Annotated in this window: 15 protein-coding genes; 13 read left to right on the plus strand and 2 right to left on the minus strand. The window is 44.8% G+C overall.

Going from position 1 to position 14,924, the window contains the following annotated elements; all coding sequences use genetic code 11:
* The first annotated feature begins 110 nt into the window (after window positions 1-110).
* The 6 genes from C0Q44_RS30165 to C0Q44_RS11660 all read left to right on the plus strand — a co-directional run bounded on the left by C0Q44_RS30165 (window position 111) and on the right by C0Q44_RS11660 (window position 8,414).
* Window positions 111-260 carry a hypothetical protein gene (locus C0Q44_RS30165; RefSeq protein WP_181150939.1) on the plus strand — a complete coding sequence of 50 codons (150 nt, stop codon included), beginning with the start codon at window positions 111-113 and terminating at the stop codon, window positions 258-260.
* 250 nt (window positions 261-510) lie between these two features.
* Complete coding sequence (locus tag C0Q44_RS11640; RefSeq protein WP_105407364.1) at window positions 511-1,968, plus strand: glycoside hydrolase family 1 protein; 1,458 nt, start codon at window positions 511-513, stop codon at window positions 1,966-1,968.
* A gap of 183 nt (window positions 1,969-2,151) precedes the next feature.
* Complete coding sequence (locus C0Q44_RS11645; protein WP_181150940.1) at window positions 2,152-3,831, plus strand: S-layer homology domain-containing protein; 1,680 nt, start codon at window positions 2,152-2,154, stop codon at window positions 3,829-3,831.
* 43 nt (window positions 3,832-3,874) lie between these two features.
* Window positions 3,875-5,299 carry a glycoside hydrolase family 1 protein gene (locus C0Q44_RS11650; protein ID WP_105407366.1) on the plus strand — a complete coding sequence of 475 codons (1,425 nt, stop codon included), beginning with the start codon at window positions 3,875-3,877 and terminating at the stop codon, window positions 5,297-5,299.
* A 232-nt stretch (window positions 5,300-5,531) separates the two neighbouring features.
* Window positions 5,532-6,383 carry a BglG family transcription antiterminator LicT gene (licT, locus tag C0Q44_RS11655; RefSeq protein WP_105407367.1) on the plus strand — a complete coding sequence of 284 codons (852 nt, stop codon included), beginning with the start codon at window positions 5,532-5,534 and terminating at the stop codon, window positions 6,381-6,383.
* A gap of 129 nt (window positions 6,384-6,512) precedes the next feature.
* Window positions 6,513-8,414, plus strand: coding sequence for a beta-glucoside-specific PTS transporter subunit IIABC (locus C0Q44_RS11660; protein ID WP_105407368.1), 1,902 nt, complete (start codon window positions 6,513-6,515; stop codon window positions 8,412-8,414).
* Between the two features lie 70 nt (window positions 8,415-8,484).
* On the opposite strand, the gene C0Q44_RS11665 is transcribed toward C0Q44_RS11660, so the two are convergent.
* Complete coding sequence (locus C0Q44_RS11665) at window positions 8,485-9,393, minus strand: LysR family transcriptional regulator (protein WP_105407369.1); 909 nt, start codon at window positions 9,391-9,393, stop codon at window positions 8,485-8,487.
* A 183-nt stretch (window positions 9,394-9,576) separates the two neighbouring features.
* Between C0Q44_RS11665 and C0Q44_RS11670 the strand changes: the two genes are divergently transcribed.
* Together C0Q44_RS11670 and C0Q44_RS11675 are read left to right on the plus strand one after the other, a co-directional pair.
* A complete protein-coding gene (locus C0Q44_RS11670) occupies window positions 9,577-10,161 on the plus strand; it encodes an ankyrin repeat domain-containing protein (protein ID WP_105407370.1) in 585 nt (194 codons plus the stop codon).
* Between the two features lie 70 nt (window positions 10,162-10,231).
* Window positions 10,232-11,575 carry a uracil/xanthine transporter gene (locus C0Q44_RS11675; protein WP_105407371.1) on the plus strand — a complete coding sequence of 448 codons (1,344 nt, stop codon included), beginning with the start codon at window positions 10,232-10,234 and terminating at the stop codon, window positions 11,573-11,575.
* A 69-nt stretch (window positions 11,576-11,644) separates the two neighbouring features.
* Here the strand turns inward: C0Q44_RS11675 and C0Q44_RS11680 are convergent, their stop codons facing one another.
* A complete protein-coding gene (locus tag C0Q44_RS11680) occupies window positions 11,645-12,022 on the minus strand; it encodes a PilZ domain-containing protein (RefSeq protein ID WP_105407372.1) in 378 nt (125 codons plus the stop codon).
* 151 nt (window positions 12,023-12,173) lie between these two features.
* Here C0Q44_RS11680 and C0Q44_RS11685 point away from each other — a divergent pair, with 151 nt between their 5' ends.
* The 5 genes from C0Q44_RS11685 to C0Q44_RS11705 are packed head-to-tail and all read left to right on the plus strand — an operon-like array spanning window position 12,174 to window position 14,732.
* Window positions 12,174-12,695 (plus strand): hypothetical protein, encoded by a 522-nt coding sequence (locus C0Q44_RS11685; RefSeq protein ID WP_181150942.1) that lies wholly within the window; start codon window positions 12,174-12,176, stop codon window positions 12,693-12,695.
* 39 nt (window positions 12,696-12,734) lie between these two features.
* A complete protein-coding gene (locus tag C0Q44_RS11690) occupies window positions 12,735-12,935 on the plus strand; it encodes a hypothetical protein (protein WP_105407374.1) in 201 nt (66 codons plus the stop codon).
* Between the two features lie 26 nt (window positions 12,936-12,961).
* A complete protein-coding gene (locus tag C0Q44_RS11695; RefSeq protein WP_105407375.1) occupies window positions 12,962-13,609 on the plus strand; it encodes an SMI1/KNR4 family protein in 648 nt (215 codons plus the stop codon).
* Complete coding sequence (locus tag C0Q44_RS11700; RefSeq protein ID WP_105407376.1) at window positions 13,572-13,826, plus strand: hypothetical protein; 255 nt, start codon at window positions 13,572-13,574, stop codon at window positions 13,824-13,826. Before C0Q44_RS11695 ends, C0Q44_RS11700 begins: the two co-directional genes overlap by 38 nt.
* Window positions 13,827-13,862: 36 nt before the next feature.
* Window positions 13,863-14,732, plus strand: a complete 870-nt coding sequence (locus tag C0Q44_RS11705) for a hypothetical protein (protein ID WP_105407377.1) — start codon at window positions 13,863-13,865, stop codon at window positions 14,730-14,732.
* Window positions 14,733-14,924 lie beyond the last annotated feature (192 nt).

Raw genomic sequence — 14,924 nt, forward strand, 5'->3', positions numbered from 1 at the left:
GTCCTACATGATCGTACGAAAGTTCTCGAATACGATCTACAGAATCTAATCGGTCTTCTATAAATAAGACAATCGACTGGCGATTGAAACAGCACAGGGAGTGATTTTACATGAGTATGAAAGATATTTATCTGGCGGAGTTGGATCGAGCGAGTGGGGAATCCTTTGATCAGCTGTTTGACGATCTGTATTTGCAGGTGGATTTCAAGTGGATTGAACGTGCGCTGATACAGGGGATTCCGGCGAATGTGAGTCTGTAGATCGTGAAGTTGATTTTGCGAAATAGATATGTTACGCTTACATTACAAGAGCAAACAACAGAATAAGCAATAACATCTTTTGATGGATTGTAACTGTGAAGACAGGCAAAACCTAAACTGATGGTGAAATGAAAGCCCCTTTTTTTTGGTGCTATTTTACCTTGAGTTTAGGTTTTTTTTGTTTTCTGCTCTAAATTACAGTTAGTTACCTGGAAAAACCAAAATAAATTCCGAAAAGAGGTTGTTGTTCATGACCACGGCAAAAAAAGGATTCCCCGAAAACTTCCTATGGGGCGGCGCTACAGCTGCCAATCAATTGGAGGGTGCATTCGATCAGGACGGCAAAGGCCTCTCCACAGCGGATATGATTGCTCATGTTCCCAAAGAGAAGCGTACAGGCGGACATGCCATGGAAATTTCCTCTTCCCGAATTGAAGAGATTCTTTCTGGCAAAATCGAAGAACGTTTCCCGAAACGTTTCGGTATCGATTTCTATCATCACTTCAGAGAAGATATTGCGTTGTTCGCTGAAATGGGATTCAAAGTATTCCGTTTGTCCATTCACTGGGCACGTATTTTCCCGAACGGTTATGATCAAGAGCCCAATGAAGCAGGTTTGAAATTCTACGATGAAGTATTCGACGAATTGTTGAAATACGGTATCGAGCCGCTCGTTACCCTGTCTCACTATGAGACTCCGCTTGGCTTGACGCAAAAATATAACGGCTGGGCTGGTCGTGAAGTGATCGGACACTATGTTCGTTATGCAGAGACGGTATTTAACCGTTATAAAAATAAAGTGAAATACTGGCTGACGTTCAATGAAATCAACGTAATGCTGTTCAGCCCATACACAGGTGGCGGCATTCTGATCGATAAAGTGGATAACAAGTTGCAAACGACATATCAAGCGCTGCATCATCAATTTGTAGCCAGTGCATTGGTAACGAAGCTTGCACACGAGATTATGCCAGGTTCCCAAGTAGGTTGTATGCTTGCTCGTATGGAAACTTATGCAGCAACATGTAACCCGGTAGATGTTCGTCTGGCTCAACACGAGAATCAGATCAACCTCTTCTTCACGGACATGCATGCTCGTGGTAAATATCCGAACTACATGGCTCGTTATTTTGAAGAAAACAACATCGTGATTCACAAAGAAGCAGGCGATGATGAAATCATGCTCAACAACACGGTTGATTTCATCTCCTTCAGTTATTATATGTCCGTGACCAAATCCGCTTCTGCCAACGAAGCAGAGACATCCGGCAACCTGACTGGCGGCGTGAAAAACCCTTATCTGGAAGCATCCGACTGGGGCTGGGAGATTGACCCGATTGGTCTGCGCGTAACGCTGAACAACTTCTGGGACCGTTATGAGAAACCATTGTTCATCGTGGAAAATGGTTTGGGTGCCTATGACAAAGTAGAAGAGGATGGTTCTATCCATGACTCCTATCGTGTGGATTACCTGAAGAAACATATCGAACAAATGAAAGAAGCCATTAAAGACGGTGTGGATCTGATTGGCTTCACAGCATGGGGTCCGATTGACTTGGTGAGTATGTCTACATCTGAAATGTCCAAACGGTATGGTTTCATCTATGTCGATCTGGATGATGAAGGTAACGGAACGCTCAAACGTTCCAAGAAAGACTCGTTCGACTGGTACAAAAACGTAATTTCCAGCAATGGTGAGCAACTGTAATTCTCTCGTTCGTAAACCGAATTATATGAGGTAATGTATCATTCGGGATTGTTACCGCAAGAAGCGGGCAAAACCTGACATCAAAGTTGGTATTGAATGAACCTGATGGTTCTGAGAGCCCTTTTGTCGGGTCTTGTCCGCTTTTTGGTATACTTCAAGACATTATATTGGAGGGGTTTTTCTTTGAAAAAAAGGAATACGGCTACAAGGAATATGGGGTGGATGTTGGCACTGACTCTCAGCCTGAGTGTGATCTGGCCAACAACGGTTGGTGCAGAACGTGCTGAAGTTACGCGGATTCAGGCCAATACTTATGTGGGTGATCCGGGAGAGATGGTAGAGTCCTTTGACATTACCGTTGCTGACCCGGAGAAGTATCGCAATCTGAAGGCTTCTGACTTCGAGATTACAGGCAATTATGATGGTTATCCCTTGAATGAAGCAGCGGAAATCGTGCAAAACAATTATGAAGATGACGGGATAAAATTGACCATTCAGGATCATACCATCCATATGGAGGTAGAGCCGTTTAAATATCCTGGAGGTATGAAATCCCAATTTGCAGTAACTAGCAAAACGTATCCGGAGCTTTCTTTTGATGAGAAAAGTGTAAAGCAGGTTACAACACGTACAGTGGATGCGTTTGAAAAAGGGCAATTTACAGGTAGTAACGGTGCGACTCTGTCCTATAATCTGAAACATAGTCCGTCCAAAGAACCCAAGCCACTCATGGTATGGCTTCATGGTGGTGGTGAAGTTGGAACAGATGGACGTAACCATCTTACCGCGAATCGCGGAGCGGTAGTCTGGACAGAATCGGGATACGATACTTCCGTGCTAGCAGTACAGTATCCTGAGAATTACAGCTTCAAGATCTATGATAACCCTGAACAATTGGCTCAAATGCAAGCGTACTTCGTAGCGCAATATGAATTGATCCAGAAGCTGGTTGCTGAAGGCGAAGTTGATCCGAACCGGATCTATCTCTCTGGTGTATCCAGTGGTGGCGGGGGTGCATTTCGTTTCCTGACACAGTATCCGGATCTGTTCGCCGGAGCGATTGTTGTTGCAGCCAAGGATACAGTCGCGGATTACACGGGATCTGTAGAGGCATTCAAGCAGGAGCTGAAAGATATTGTTAATGTGCCTGTCTGGATTATGCACGCGGAAAATGACCCAACCACAGACAGTCGCACAAGCTCACTCGCTTATCAGGCTCTCACCGAGCTGGGCGCCAAGCATGTGAAATTAGCATTGTATGATGATGCATACATGGATAGCCAAAGGTTGTATGGCGGTCTGAGACACTGGTCATGGGTGCCGGCCTTTAACGATAAGGAAGTACTCGCGAGCTTGTTCCAACTAAGCAAAGGGACTGCGGGAGAACAGACTGGAGGTAGCGCTGAACATGCCGTACAACCGGCGGAGCCAGTGACCAGAGCACAAATAGCGAATGTTTTGGCAGACGTACTGGATCTTCCCGATGCTTCTGGAGATTATCCATATCTGGATTCTGCCCCAGGTTGGGCTAAACAGGCTATTGCTAAGGTGACCAAAGCAGGATTCATGAACGGAATGAGCAAACAGCAATTTGCACCGGAAACCGAAGTGACACGTGCGCAAATGGCAGTGATTGTAGACCATGTTCTGTCGAATCGCGGCTGGAATGCTGCTTCTGACGCCACTGTATTTTCTTTTAAAGACATTCAGGGGGAGCACTGGGCTTATAAAGCCATTCAAAACAGTGCTCATGCAGGGATATTGTCCGGTATAAGCAAAGATCAATTTGGTCCATCGAAGTCTGTTACAGGTGAGCAGCTGGAGCTGATCCTGCAACGACTGGAACAATTAAAAACAAATTAAACGATATAACCTATAAATAATGATACGGAGAGGAATGATTGATATGACAACACCATTTCCGAAGGATTTTCTATGGGGCGGCGCGGTAGCAGCCAACCAACTTGAAGGAGCTTATAATACGGATGGCAAAGGCCTGTCTGTCCAAGACGTAATGCCACACGGGATTACAACGCCGCGAACAGAAGCACCAACAGAGGATAACCTGAAACTGATTGGGATTGATTTCTACAACCGTTACAAAGAGGATGTTAAATTGTTTGCTGAAATGGGCTTCAAAGTGTTCCGTACATCCATCGCTTGGTCCCGGATCTTCCCTAAAGGAGATGAATTGGAACCAAACGAGAAAGGTCTGCAATTCTATGATGACCTGTTTGATGAGTGCCACAAATATGGCATTGAACCACTCGTAACAATCTCTCACTATGAGACACCGCTGCATCTGTCCAAAACCTATGATGGCTGGGTTAACCGTAAAATGATCGAGTTCTACGAGCGCTATGTAACGGTACTATTTAACCGCTTCAAAGGCAAAGTGAAATACTGGCTGACGTTTAATGAAATCAACTCCATTCTGGAGGAGCCATTCATGAGCGGCGGAATCTATACGCCAAAAGCAGAACTATCCAAGCAGGATCTGTACCAAGCAATCCATCATGAATTGGTAGCCAGTGCGCTCGCGGTGAAACTGGGTCATGAAATTATGCCGGAAGCCAAAATTGGCTGTATGGTACTAAGTATGCCTACGTATCCGCTGACACCAAATCCGGATGATGTGGTTGCTGCAATGCATGCAGAGCAGCGCAATGACATCTTTGCTGATATCCATGCACGTGGTTACTATCCGAAGTACATCAATCGTTATTTTAAGGCGAATAATATCAATATTAACTTTGAAGACGGCGATGCGGAAATTCTGAAGCATACGGTAGACTTTATCTCGTTCAGTTATTATGTGAGTATCTGTGAGACCGGTGATCCTGAGAAACGTGTTGAAGGTAAAGGAAATCTGTTCGCAGGTGTGCAGAACCCTTATCTCAAAGCGAGTGAGTGGGGTTGGCAGATCGATCCGCAAGGACTGCGCGTAACCTTGAATAAATACTGGGACCGTTATCAAAAACCGTTGTTTATTGTCGAAAATGGTTTGGGTGCTGTAGATGAGCTGATTACCGACGAAAATGGCAATAAAACAGTGAACGATGATTACCGTATCCAATACCTGAACGATCATCTGGTACAAGTGGGCGAGGCTCTTGAAGATGGTGTTGAAGTAATGGGGTATACATCATGGGGCTGTATTGACCTGGTGAGTGCGTCCACGGCAGAGATGAAGAAACGTTATGGCTTCATCTATGTAGATCGCAACAATGATGGTTCAGGAACTCTGGATCGTTACAAGAAAAAATCATTCCATTGGTACAAAGAAGTTATTGGTTCTAACGGCGCAAGTCTTAAACAGAACAACGAGTAATTACTAGTTCCTATAGCCTGGGTGTGCAAGCCCTTCTTATGTTAATTTAACGCACATTAACCGCTTTCAGAAAAACATTGTCATACGAATTGTTATATGGTAAGATGGGCCTAAGGCTAATGAATACTGGATTGTTACTGTTCAATCAGGCAAAACCAGAAGCAGGGTATATTTCGTAACCTGCTTTGGTTTTGCCTTTTACTACTTTGACGGTGCAAGGTGATGTGAAGAAATGAAAATTGAGAAGGTGCTGAACAACAACGTAGTTACTGTGATTGATCCGGGAGGAAACGAACTGGTCGTTATGGGACGTGGAATTGCCTTCAAAAAGCATACTGGTGAAGCGATAGACGAGAGTCTCGTCGAAAAAATATTTTCGCTCGAAAGCAAGGAAGTATCACAGAAACTCAAGACACTTCTGTCTGATATTCCGGTTGAATATGTCGAGTGCTCGGATGAGATTATCCGATATGCCGAGACGGTGTTAGGTGAGAAGTTACATGAAAGTATCTATATTTCACTGACAGATCATATTCATTTTGCCATTGATCGTCATCGTCAAGGATTGCAGATTCGTAATGCACTTTTTTGGGAAATCAAGCGCATGTACCGCAAGGAATATGCTATTGGACTCAAGGCGTTACAGATTATTGAAGAAACCTTAGGTGTCCTGCTTCCCGAAGACGAATGCGCATTCATCGCGATGCATCTGGTTAATGCCCAGATGAACGGTGAGATGAGAGAAACCATCAGTATTACGAACATCGTTAAGGACATACTTAACATTGTAAGACGTAGCTTTGTGATCGAGCTTGACGAGGATTCACTAAGTTATTATCGATTTTTAACTCATCTGAAGTTCTTTGCCCAACGTGTGTTGCAAGGGATGGCGATTGAAGATAAAGAAGAAGATAATCCGCTTCATGACTTGGTGAGCAAGCAGTATCCGGAAGCACATGCATGTGCAGTAAGGATCAGTGACTATACTCGTAAGATCTATAATCGGGTGTTGTCCAAGGAAGAAATACTGTATCTGACCATTCACATTGAACGAGTTGTCAGACTTGAACAAACAATTGAATAAAATTTAGGATTGTTACTGCTAAAAAGGCAAAACCTAAACGTTGAATAATGATAAGCTTATCTGCTTTGTCATTATTCAGTGTTTAGGTTTTTTTTCAACCTTCATTACACATAAAAGGAGCAAAACACAATGGATAAACAACAATTGTCCAAGGATATTTTGAAGCTTGTTGGTGGCGAAGAGAACATCGATCAAGTCACACACTGTATGACAAGACTCAGATTTAACCTGAACGACAACAAAAAAGCGGACAAAGCAACGCTGAAAAATACACCAGGCGTTATGGGCGTTATGGAGAATGGTGGACAATTCCAGGTTATTATCGGTAACGATGTACCTGTTGTGTACAACGCACTTGTAGGCAACATGTCCAAATCACCAAATGGAGATAATGCATCATCAGGTGCTTCAACTGGAGAGAAGAAAAAGAGAAATCCAATAAGTGCGTTATTCGACTTTATTTCCGGCATATTTACACCGATCCTGCCAGCGATTACGGGCGCAGGTATGATCAAAGGGATCGTGGCCATTCTGGTAGCTCTGGAATGGTTGTCCGATACAAGTTCGACCTACATCATTTTGTCTGCGATCGGTGATGGTGCATTCTACTTCCTGCCGATCATCCTTGCAATCAGTGCCGCACGTAAGCTTGGTAGCAATATGTACATTGGCGCAGCACTTGCCGCAGGTATTATGCATCCAACGATTACTGCGTTACTTGCTCAGGGGGATTCAACATTTGCGGGTATTAAAGTCATCGCCGCAACATATTCATCTACGGTTATTCCGATTATTCTCGCCATTTGGATTGCTTCCTATGTAGAGAAAGCCGTTGATCGTATAACGCATGCTTCACTGAAACTCTTGGTTGTTCCAACGGTTACTCTGTTAATTATGGTTCCTTTGACCTTGATGACAGTAGGACCACTGGGTACGGTCCTTGGTAATGGTTTGTCTGGTGGTATTTCATGGTTGTTCGATAACATGTCCATCTTCGCAAGTATCCTGATTGGTGGTACGATGTCACTGCTGATCATCACAGGGATGCACTATGCCTTGTTGCCAATCGTTGTTGGTTCAATGACAACATTGGGTTACGACTTTATTATTCCACTGATGTTTGCAGCTAACTTGGCACAAGGTGGCGCAGCATTTGGTGTGGGTCTCAGATCGAAAAATAGTAAAACCAAATCCCTTGCCTATTCTACTGGTCTTACAGCGGTTATGGGGATCACAGAACCAGCGATGTACGGGATCAACATGAAGTTCAAAAAACCATTTATTGCAGCCCTTACCGGTGGAGCAATTGCCGGTGGATTCATGGGTATCTTCAATGTTAAATCGTATGTTATTACAGGACTTGCAGGTCTGCCGAGTGTGGCAGCATTTATCAGTCCAGCAATTAGCACACTGCTCTATGCTCTGGCTGGTGGTTTGATTGCCATCGTAGCTGCGGCAGTACTGACGTACATTCTTGGGTTCCAGGAAGAAAATGCAACTGAGCCAGCAGCACCAGTAGCTGAGCCTGCAAAATCAGCAGCAACGACTTCTGTTGTAACTGAAGAAACAAAAGCACAAGATGAGCAAGTATTCAGCCCGATTACAGGTGAAGTTAAACCGCTGAGCGAAGTTCCTGACCCTGCGTTCTCTGAAGAGATTATGGGTAAAGGATTTGCAATTCAACCTTCTGAGGGACGTGTGGTATCTCCAATCAACGGAACCGTATTCTCGTTATCGAAGAGTGGACACGCCATTGGTCTGGTAAGTGATACAGGCGCAGAGATGTTGATTCATATCGGGATTGATACGGTGAAGCTGAAAGGTCAATTCTTCTCACCTAAAGTTCAAGCAGGTGTGAAAGTTGCCGTAGGTGATGTACTGATGGAGTTTGACCGGGAAGAAATCGAAAAAGCCGGTTACACGACGATTACACCAGTTATTATTACGAACATGCATCAATATGAGTCCATTGAGTCTGCTGGTCGCACTACGATTAAAGAAAAAGACTTGTTGTTCACAGCGAAAGCTTAATCATAAGAATGAAAAAGCAGCTTCACCGGAATGTAATTCGGTAAAGCTGCTTTTTTTTGCGTATAGCTTTTTATACCACGGGAAGCATACCTTGCACCAATTGCACAAAGTGTTGTGCAGGCTTGGACAGATAGCGGTTCTGCAGCCAGACCAGTGCCGAGCCAACCGTGGAATGCTGATCCTGAATGCGATATACGTGGAATGGGTGCTCGTGGTATAGCTCCAGTACCGTCTGAGGCACGATGGAACTGGCGAAACCGAGTCGGACTAGTTCCAGCAACATATTAATGTCAGAGCACTCGCCCATAACGGAGGGAGTAACCTGATGCTCCCGGAATTTATCCAGAATCAGTTCGAACATACCGAGTCCTTCTGTACTTGGTAGCAATAGAGGCATGCCTGTAAGCTGCTTAAAATAAGTCCCCATGCCTGCCCCTATTCCCATCTCCGTCGCAGCGTCCAGTAGTGGTGTTGAGGAAATGTAGAAGAGTGGCTCCTGTGGCATGTGTAGCACTTCATAACGTTGGGTCTGTACAGGCATGCGTACACAGGCGAGTTCAACTTTACCATCATCCAAGAGTCGGCATAATTGCGCTGATTCATTTTGCTGAATTTTATAGGTCACTTGTGGGTGTGCGGTGCGAAACTGCTGAAGTGCTTGCGGGATCAGACGATCCGATATGGTATTGATGCCGATCGCAAGTTTGCCCCGGATGCCGTGCCGGAAACTTTGCATCTCCATTACAGCTTCCTCCATATATTTGGTCAAAGTAACCGCATAATCATAGAAGCTGCGGCCCGCCTGTGTTAGTTCCATCATGCGTCCTTTGCGTTCAAACAGCATCACCCCAAGTTCTTCTTCCATTAGCTTGAGCTGCTGGCTTAAAGGTGGCTGAGCCATGTGCAGCCGCCGGGCAGCTGCGGTAATCTGCTTCTCCTCGGCAATGGCAATGAAATAGCGACATTGTTTGATATCCACGTGGTTGTCTCCTTCGCTTGCAATGTATACGTAATTCGTATGGAAAGCCAACAAAACATGTATTTTTAATATACTATGATCTTATGTTACCATACATTAGATTTGCATACCTGACTAACAGGGCTTGGTTTCTATATGAATGTTACTGCATGAGAAAGACCTTAAATTGGAGGGTGAAACAACGTGGTGAGAACAATACATGATGCCGCCCAAGCGGGGCATACCGATGAGGTCATTCGATGTATCACACAGGGTAGCTGTTTGAATGAAAAGGATGCATTGGAGAGAACACCTCTGATGGCAGCCGTACATGGGAACAAGATAAACACGGTACGGATGTTAGTCGACGCTGGAGCGGACATTAACCTTCAGGATGCACGACTGGATAACCTACTGTTATACGCGAGTGCCGAGGGAATGTATGTCATGGTTGAATTGGCGATTGCAGCAAATGCAGATACCAGTTTAACGAATCGTTTCGGCGGTACAGCTCTTATTCCTGCAGCGGATCGGGGCCATGTGGAGATTGTGGAATTGCTGCTGACACGCAGCGATGTGGATGTGAACCATATTAACAATCTGGGCTGGACAGCCTTGCTGGAAGCGGTCATCTTGGGCGATGGCGGATTGCGTCATCAGCAAATCGTTGGCTTGCTTTTGAAATATGGTGCAGATCCACAGATTGCTGACCGAGACGGCGTTACACCGCTTGCACATGCACACCGTCATCGTTATGCCGAAATGGAACGGTTATTAACCCAAGTCTGAAGAGACATAAGAAACCAGAGAGAGATAAATACATCGAAGATACAGAACATGGAGAGGATATCGCTAGATCATGAACAGACATCAAGAGCATCTCTTACCAGAAAATATTAAGGAAGCATCTTCACTGGCTCTGGCGGGCATACAATGGTTTTTCTTTCTGTTTACCAATACCGTTGTTGTTCCACTATCTATTGGTCATAACTTTCATCTGTCCCCGGATGCCATCGCTGCCTCGATGCAGCATGCTTTTATTCTTACCGGGGCAGTATGTATTCTTCAAGCTATATTGGGACATCGTTATGCAGTCATGGATGGTCCGTCCGGATTATGGTGGGGTTTGACGCTAAGCCTGACGGTATCCGCTTCATCGGCCGGTATGAGTCTGGAGCGTATCGGAGGAGGGTTAGCTGCAGGTTTCCTGTTAGCAGGACTGACGATGATAGTGCTAGGCTGGTTGGGGGTGGCACAAATACTGCAAAAGCTGTTCACACCAATGGTCAAGAGCGCCATGCTGTTTCTGATGACGATTCAACTGACGATGAATTTCTTCAAAGGTATGATTGGATATACGGAATTTGGCCGCTTCGATCTGCCTGTTGCCTCGCTATCCGTTGTCATTGCATTTCTGGTGGCATGGATTCAATTGAAGGGGAGGGGGAAACTGGGGAACTACTCGATCCTGATTGGGATTGTAGCAGGCTGGATCGCCTATAGTCTATTGTTTCCTGGACAACATGGTGGACAGTCCGTTCATGCGGGAGCGGGTCTGAACCTGTTCCCATGGGGAGCGCCAAGGTGGGAGCCGGGGATCGTCATTACTGCTTTTTTCGTGGGGTTGGTGAATATGACGAATTCGATCACCACATTAAGTACGGTCGAGAAATTATATCAGACAGAGACGACAAGCCGTCAATATCGACGCTCTTATGCGCTAACAGGTCTGTTCACGATGCTGTCAGCCTGTGTAGGTGTGCTGCCATTTGGTTTATTTGCATCTTCGATCGGCTTTCTGGAGAGCACTCGCATTCTGCACCGTGCACCTTTCATTGTTGGAGCGGGGGTGTTATGTATATTGGGTCTTACGCCTTCTGTAACGGCCTTCTTCGCACAAATTCCACCCAGCGTAGGCAGTGCCGTTCTGTTCGTAGCGTATCTTCAGATGTTCGGCACAGCGTTAAGAACACTTGAAGGCACGACGTTTAACTCTAAAACGATCTATCGTGTAGCGTTGCCAGTACTCACTGGCGTTGCTGTAATGAATATTCCAGCTGAAGCCTTTCAAACGTTGCCCATGTATCTCATCCCGATTATAAGCAATGGGCTCGTTATTGGGGTGGTAGTCTCATTACTACTTGAAAAAACAGTGAACTGGTCCAAAATGGAACAACCAGCGACAGCCAGTAAAGCGGCATAAAGAGTATCATCATGCGACAGTCCAATTCGATTGGGCTGTTTTTTTGTTTTTTGTTATCAGGCTATATGGCTATTTCACTATAATTTTGCCTTGTCCTGCAAGCATTCGCATCTCTCGGGAGAGACGATCCTGGTTACCGTCCTGCATTTCGAGCTGGACACCGTAGTGCCATGAGGTATTTTTTTCTTGGCCCCAGCGAAGCGTACCTTCCATATATAGAGGGTCTTCAAAGAGCAGCATATTCATTCCAATCCGAATATCGTTATTCTCTACAGGAAGGGACAGTGGAAACGATAACTGGCAGCCAGAACGACTGATGTCGCATAAGTCAGCCTGAATGGGCTTGGGGGGTGCAGTTACTCCGTTGATGCTGAGAATAAATATCTCGAAGGTCATCGGTTCCTTTAATGTGTAGCGAAAAGGTTCTTTTCTATTGTTAATCGACATGGCTTCCTCCATCAGGTTAAAAAAAATCAGTTATTGTTATATCGACCGTTTGGAGTGAGAAATGAAGAGTTGCGAAAGCAGACATGATCCATGGGTTCCTTTTACACGTGTACCAGGCTTGATATAATGATGGGATAGACTTGCGATTGTCATGAGACCAAGTATTCTGGGAAATAACGGGCTGGATGAATTAATCCGGATTAAAATACATAAGCGAACAGGAGAGATTCATATGCAGGATTGGAACGACATAACTATGATGAATGCAAATACCCTGCGTAAACGGATGAGAATACTCGCCGTACTGGATATCATCTTTTCCGAGGAAGAATGGCTACGTGTTCATCATTATGAAGCTGAACTCCAGCCAGATGTAGCATGGGGAAGCATTAATAATGGTGCAGGTGACCATCTGCATGTATTGTTTACGAATTCAGGCACGTTGATCAAAGGGTTCGATCATGAGTCACCTCTTAGTCCGCATGCTCGTGAGGATGGAGAAATCTACCCCGGCATGTACGATGAAGTGCCAGAGACGTTGATGGCTGTTCTGCGGGATCATGAGGAAACATTGGATCTGGAGGATGTCACCTTTTGTATATGGCAGGAGGAGAACGACGTGCAATGGAGGATTGGTAGCTGGATTCAGTTGGCGATGGCAGAGGAAGGCTAAGCGGACGCCAGGGGTGGAGCAGACTTTTTACTGGGGTACATGAAGAAGAGCTCAGAAGATTACGTTGATTGGGCAAAAGGGTACTATGACTTACAGGAATTACCGCTGAAGGCGGTAGCTGAAATATATGAAGGAAAACCGGTGACCGCCAGCCTGATTAAGCAGTTGTGTCCTGAACGAGATGTGGCAGCAGCACTGGATGAGTTGCAAGATCGTGGGTACGCCGTGGAACAAACGTAATAGAGTAACGAAGGGAGACGTAAGCCATGTACAATGTACAACTGGAACGAATGCGTGAAAAGTTGATAAAACTCCGAAGTTTGGACCCTGATCTGGACCTGTTCGGTGCAGAAAACCATGAATATGAGTTGGCGTCTGTGTGGACGCAGAAGGATATCGTACAATTTGAACAGAAATGGCGCATTGAGTTGCCGGAGGACTACAAGGCATGGCTTCTTCATATGGGAAGTGGTGGAGCAGGACCTTATTATGGTCTGGAGAAACCGGATGACGGCGTATACGCTGTGCTTGGTTATGATGATGAACTTAATGAGATCTCGGATTCTTTTCAATTCACGGAAGCGTGGAACTGGAACTATGACTGGTTTGATGACAGCAAGGAAGAAGAGGAGTGGGAAGCACTTGAGCATGAATACCTTGATCCAAAATGGTCGGCAGGCATGCTACGCATCAGTGATTTTGGTTGTGGAATATCGATGAATCTGATTGTTAAGGGAGCTTCCTACGGAGAGATCTGGGTTGATGACAGGGCGAACCAAAGCGGAATTTATCCTGATCAGTATTGGGGCAATACGAATCGATTACATTTTCTGGACTGGTATGAGTTATGGTTGGATCGTTCGATCCATCAAATGTATGAACAAAAGCAATCGTCTGGGGCAAAAGAAGTCTGAAGGAGGTCGTTTTGTACTGAAACGTGAAGATCCTTTCTGGCCTAGAGCACTTGAAGTGTGGATAGAAGAGGCCTCCGGGTTGGAAGAGATTGTGGATGGGGAGTCGTATATCTACTGTTTGTTTCATATCTGGGGCGAAGAGGCGCGGAGCTGGATGCAACAGATGGAGCGAGAAGCCAGGCAGGATGATGGCGGTATAACCTGGTTTGAACTCTGAGCGGTAGGAGAATTGCCTGAAACAGGAGGATCAGATATGGCTAAAAAATCAAAGAGAACGATTCCTGCGCTCATGTATCAGTATCAAGGTCCGCAGCGGAATGTGGGTTTTGTTTTATCCCCTTTATACATACAAGAATCGGTCGAAGTAGAGATGGAAGACATGCTGTTCATATATAATGAAGACTTTGACTACATTCGTCCTGCATTGGATAGCGCCTTTCCATTAACTGATCCGCGAACTGGAGAAGAGATGAAGGCACTTGATCGAACAGGTTATGTCCTTGATAACGGAAATATAGGAGGGGTGCATTTCTCGAATGATAAACATACTATCTATGGTCGAAGTACACTTGAACGAAATCGAAACAAACCGTTGCCTGAGCAAGTGAATTTTCAATTGCAGATTTCTTCTGTTGTTCCTGGCGTCGTAAAATATTCGGAAAACGGGGAAAAGGAACGGAAATATCAATTTTCCAAAAAAATGAATCTTTCTTTTGCGTTGGATCCCAAGTTTTCCATCCCCAAAACGGAAATCATCAAAGTTAATCGTACTTTTACCGTTGGGGGTCATGAAGTTATGTTATCAGAAGTGGAATTATCACCGCTTGTGACTCGGGTTAGATTTGTTTATGAGCCAGAGCAAGAGATCGATTACAAAACGAAGTTGGCGATCAGTGAGGTAGTTCAGCCTCTCGAGATTGTAACTACCTCTAAAGATGGGAAGCAAACAAGTTTATCCACGATATTAGGGAGCGGAACGGAAGACGGAATGATGTATTCTTTCAGCAGCAATCTGCTGGACAATCCGGAGTCGATGATATTGAAAATTCGTGGCAAACCAGGTAAGGTCTATGATGATTTACAGGAAGCCAAGAATGATGAACTGGGAATCAAAATTAAATAAAATAGGATGAATTTGTGGGATGAAGTCATGGCAATAGCCGCGGTTTGATCTCTTTTTTTATTTTTTCACGATATCTGATCTACTGTTGCATAAAAATAATAATTGTTGTCTTTTTGCAATTTTTGTATTGTCACAGTCGAAGTTACACGATATAATCGAGTTGTATTTAAGGATAAAATTATAAAGGATGGT

The sequence above is a fragment of the Paenibacillus sp. PCH8 genome (genome assembly GCF_002968835.1).
Lineage (GTDB): Bacteria > Bacillota > Bacilli > Paenibacillales > Paenibacillaceae > Paenibacillus.

Bases quoted from the DNA above. Each gene is read 5' to 3' on its own strand.
- C0Q44_RS30165 (WP_181150939.1), top strand. From the start codon at position 111: ATGAGTATGAAAGATATTTATCTGGCGGAGTTGGATCGAGCGAGTGGG.
- C0Q44_RS11640 (WP_105407364.1), top strand. From the start codon at position 511: ATGACCACGGCAAAAAAAGGATTCCCCGAAAACTTCCTATGGGGCGGC.
- C0Q44_RS11650 (WP_105407366.1), top strand. From the start codon at position 3,875: ATGACAACACCATTTCCGAAGGATTTTCTATGGGGCGGCGCGGTAGCA.
- licT (WP_105407367.1), top strand. From the start codon at position 5,532: ATGAAAATTGAGAAGGTGCTGAACAACAACGTAGTTACTGTGATTGAT.
- C0Q44_RS11660 (WP_105407368.1), top strand. From the start codon at position 6,513: ATGGATAAACAACAATTGTCCAAGGATATTTTGAAGCTTGTTGGTGGC.
- C0Q44_RS11675 (WP_105407371.1), top strand. From the start codon at position 10,232: ATGAACAGACATCAAGAGCATCTCTTACCAGAAAATATTAAGGAAGCA.
- C0Q44_RS11680 (WP_105407372.1), bottom strand. From the start codon at position 12,022: ATGTCGATTAACAATAGAAAAGAACCTTTTCGCTACACATTAAAGGAA.
- C0Q44_RS11685 (WP_181150942.1), top strand. From the start codon at position 12,174: ATGAGACCAAGTATTCTGGGAAATAACGGGCTGGATGAATTAATCCGG.
- C0Q44_RS11690 (WP_105407374.1), top strand. From the start codon at position 12,735: ATGAAGAAGAGCTCAGAAGATTACGTTGATTGGGCAAAAGGGTACTAT.
- C0Q44_RS11695 (WP_105407375.1), top strand. From the start codon at position 12,962: ATGTACAATGTACAACTGGAACGAATGCGTGAAAAGTTGATAAAACTC.
- C0Q44_RS11700 (WP_105407376.1), top strand. From the start codon at position 13,572: ATGAACAAAAGCAATCGTCTGGGGCAAAAGAAGTCTGAAGGAGGTCGT.
- C0Q44_RS11705 (WP_105407377.1), top strand. From the start codon at position 13,863: ATGGCTAAAAAATCAAAGAGAACGATTCCTGCGCTCATGTATCAGTAT.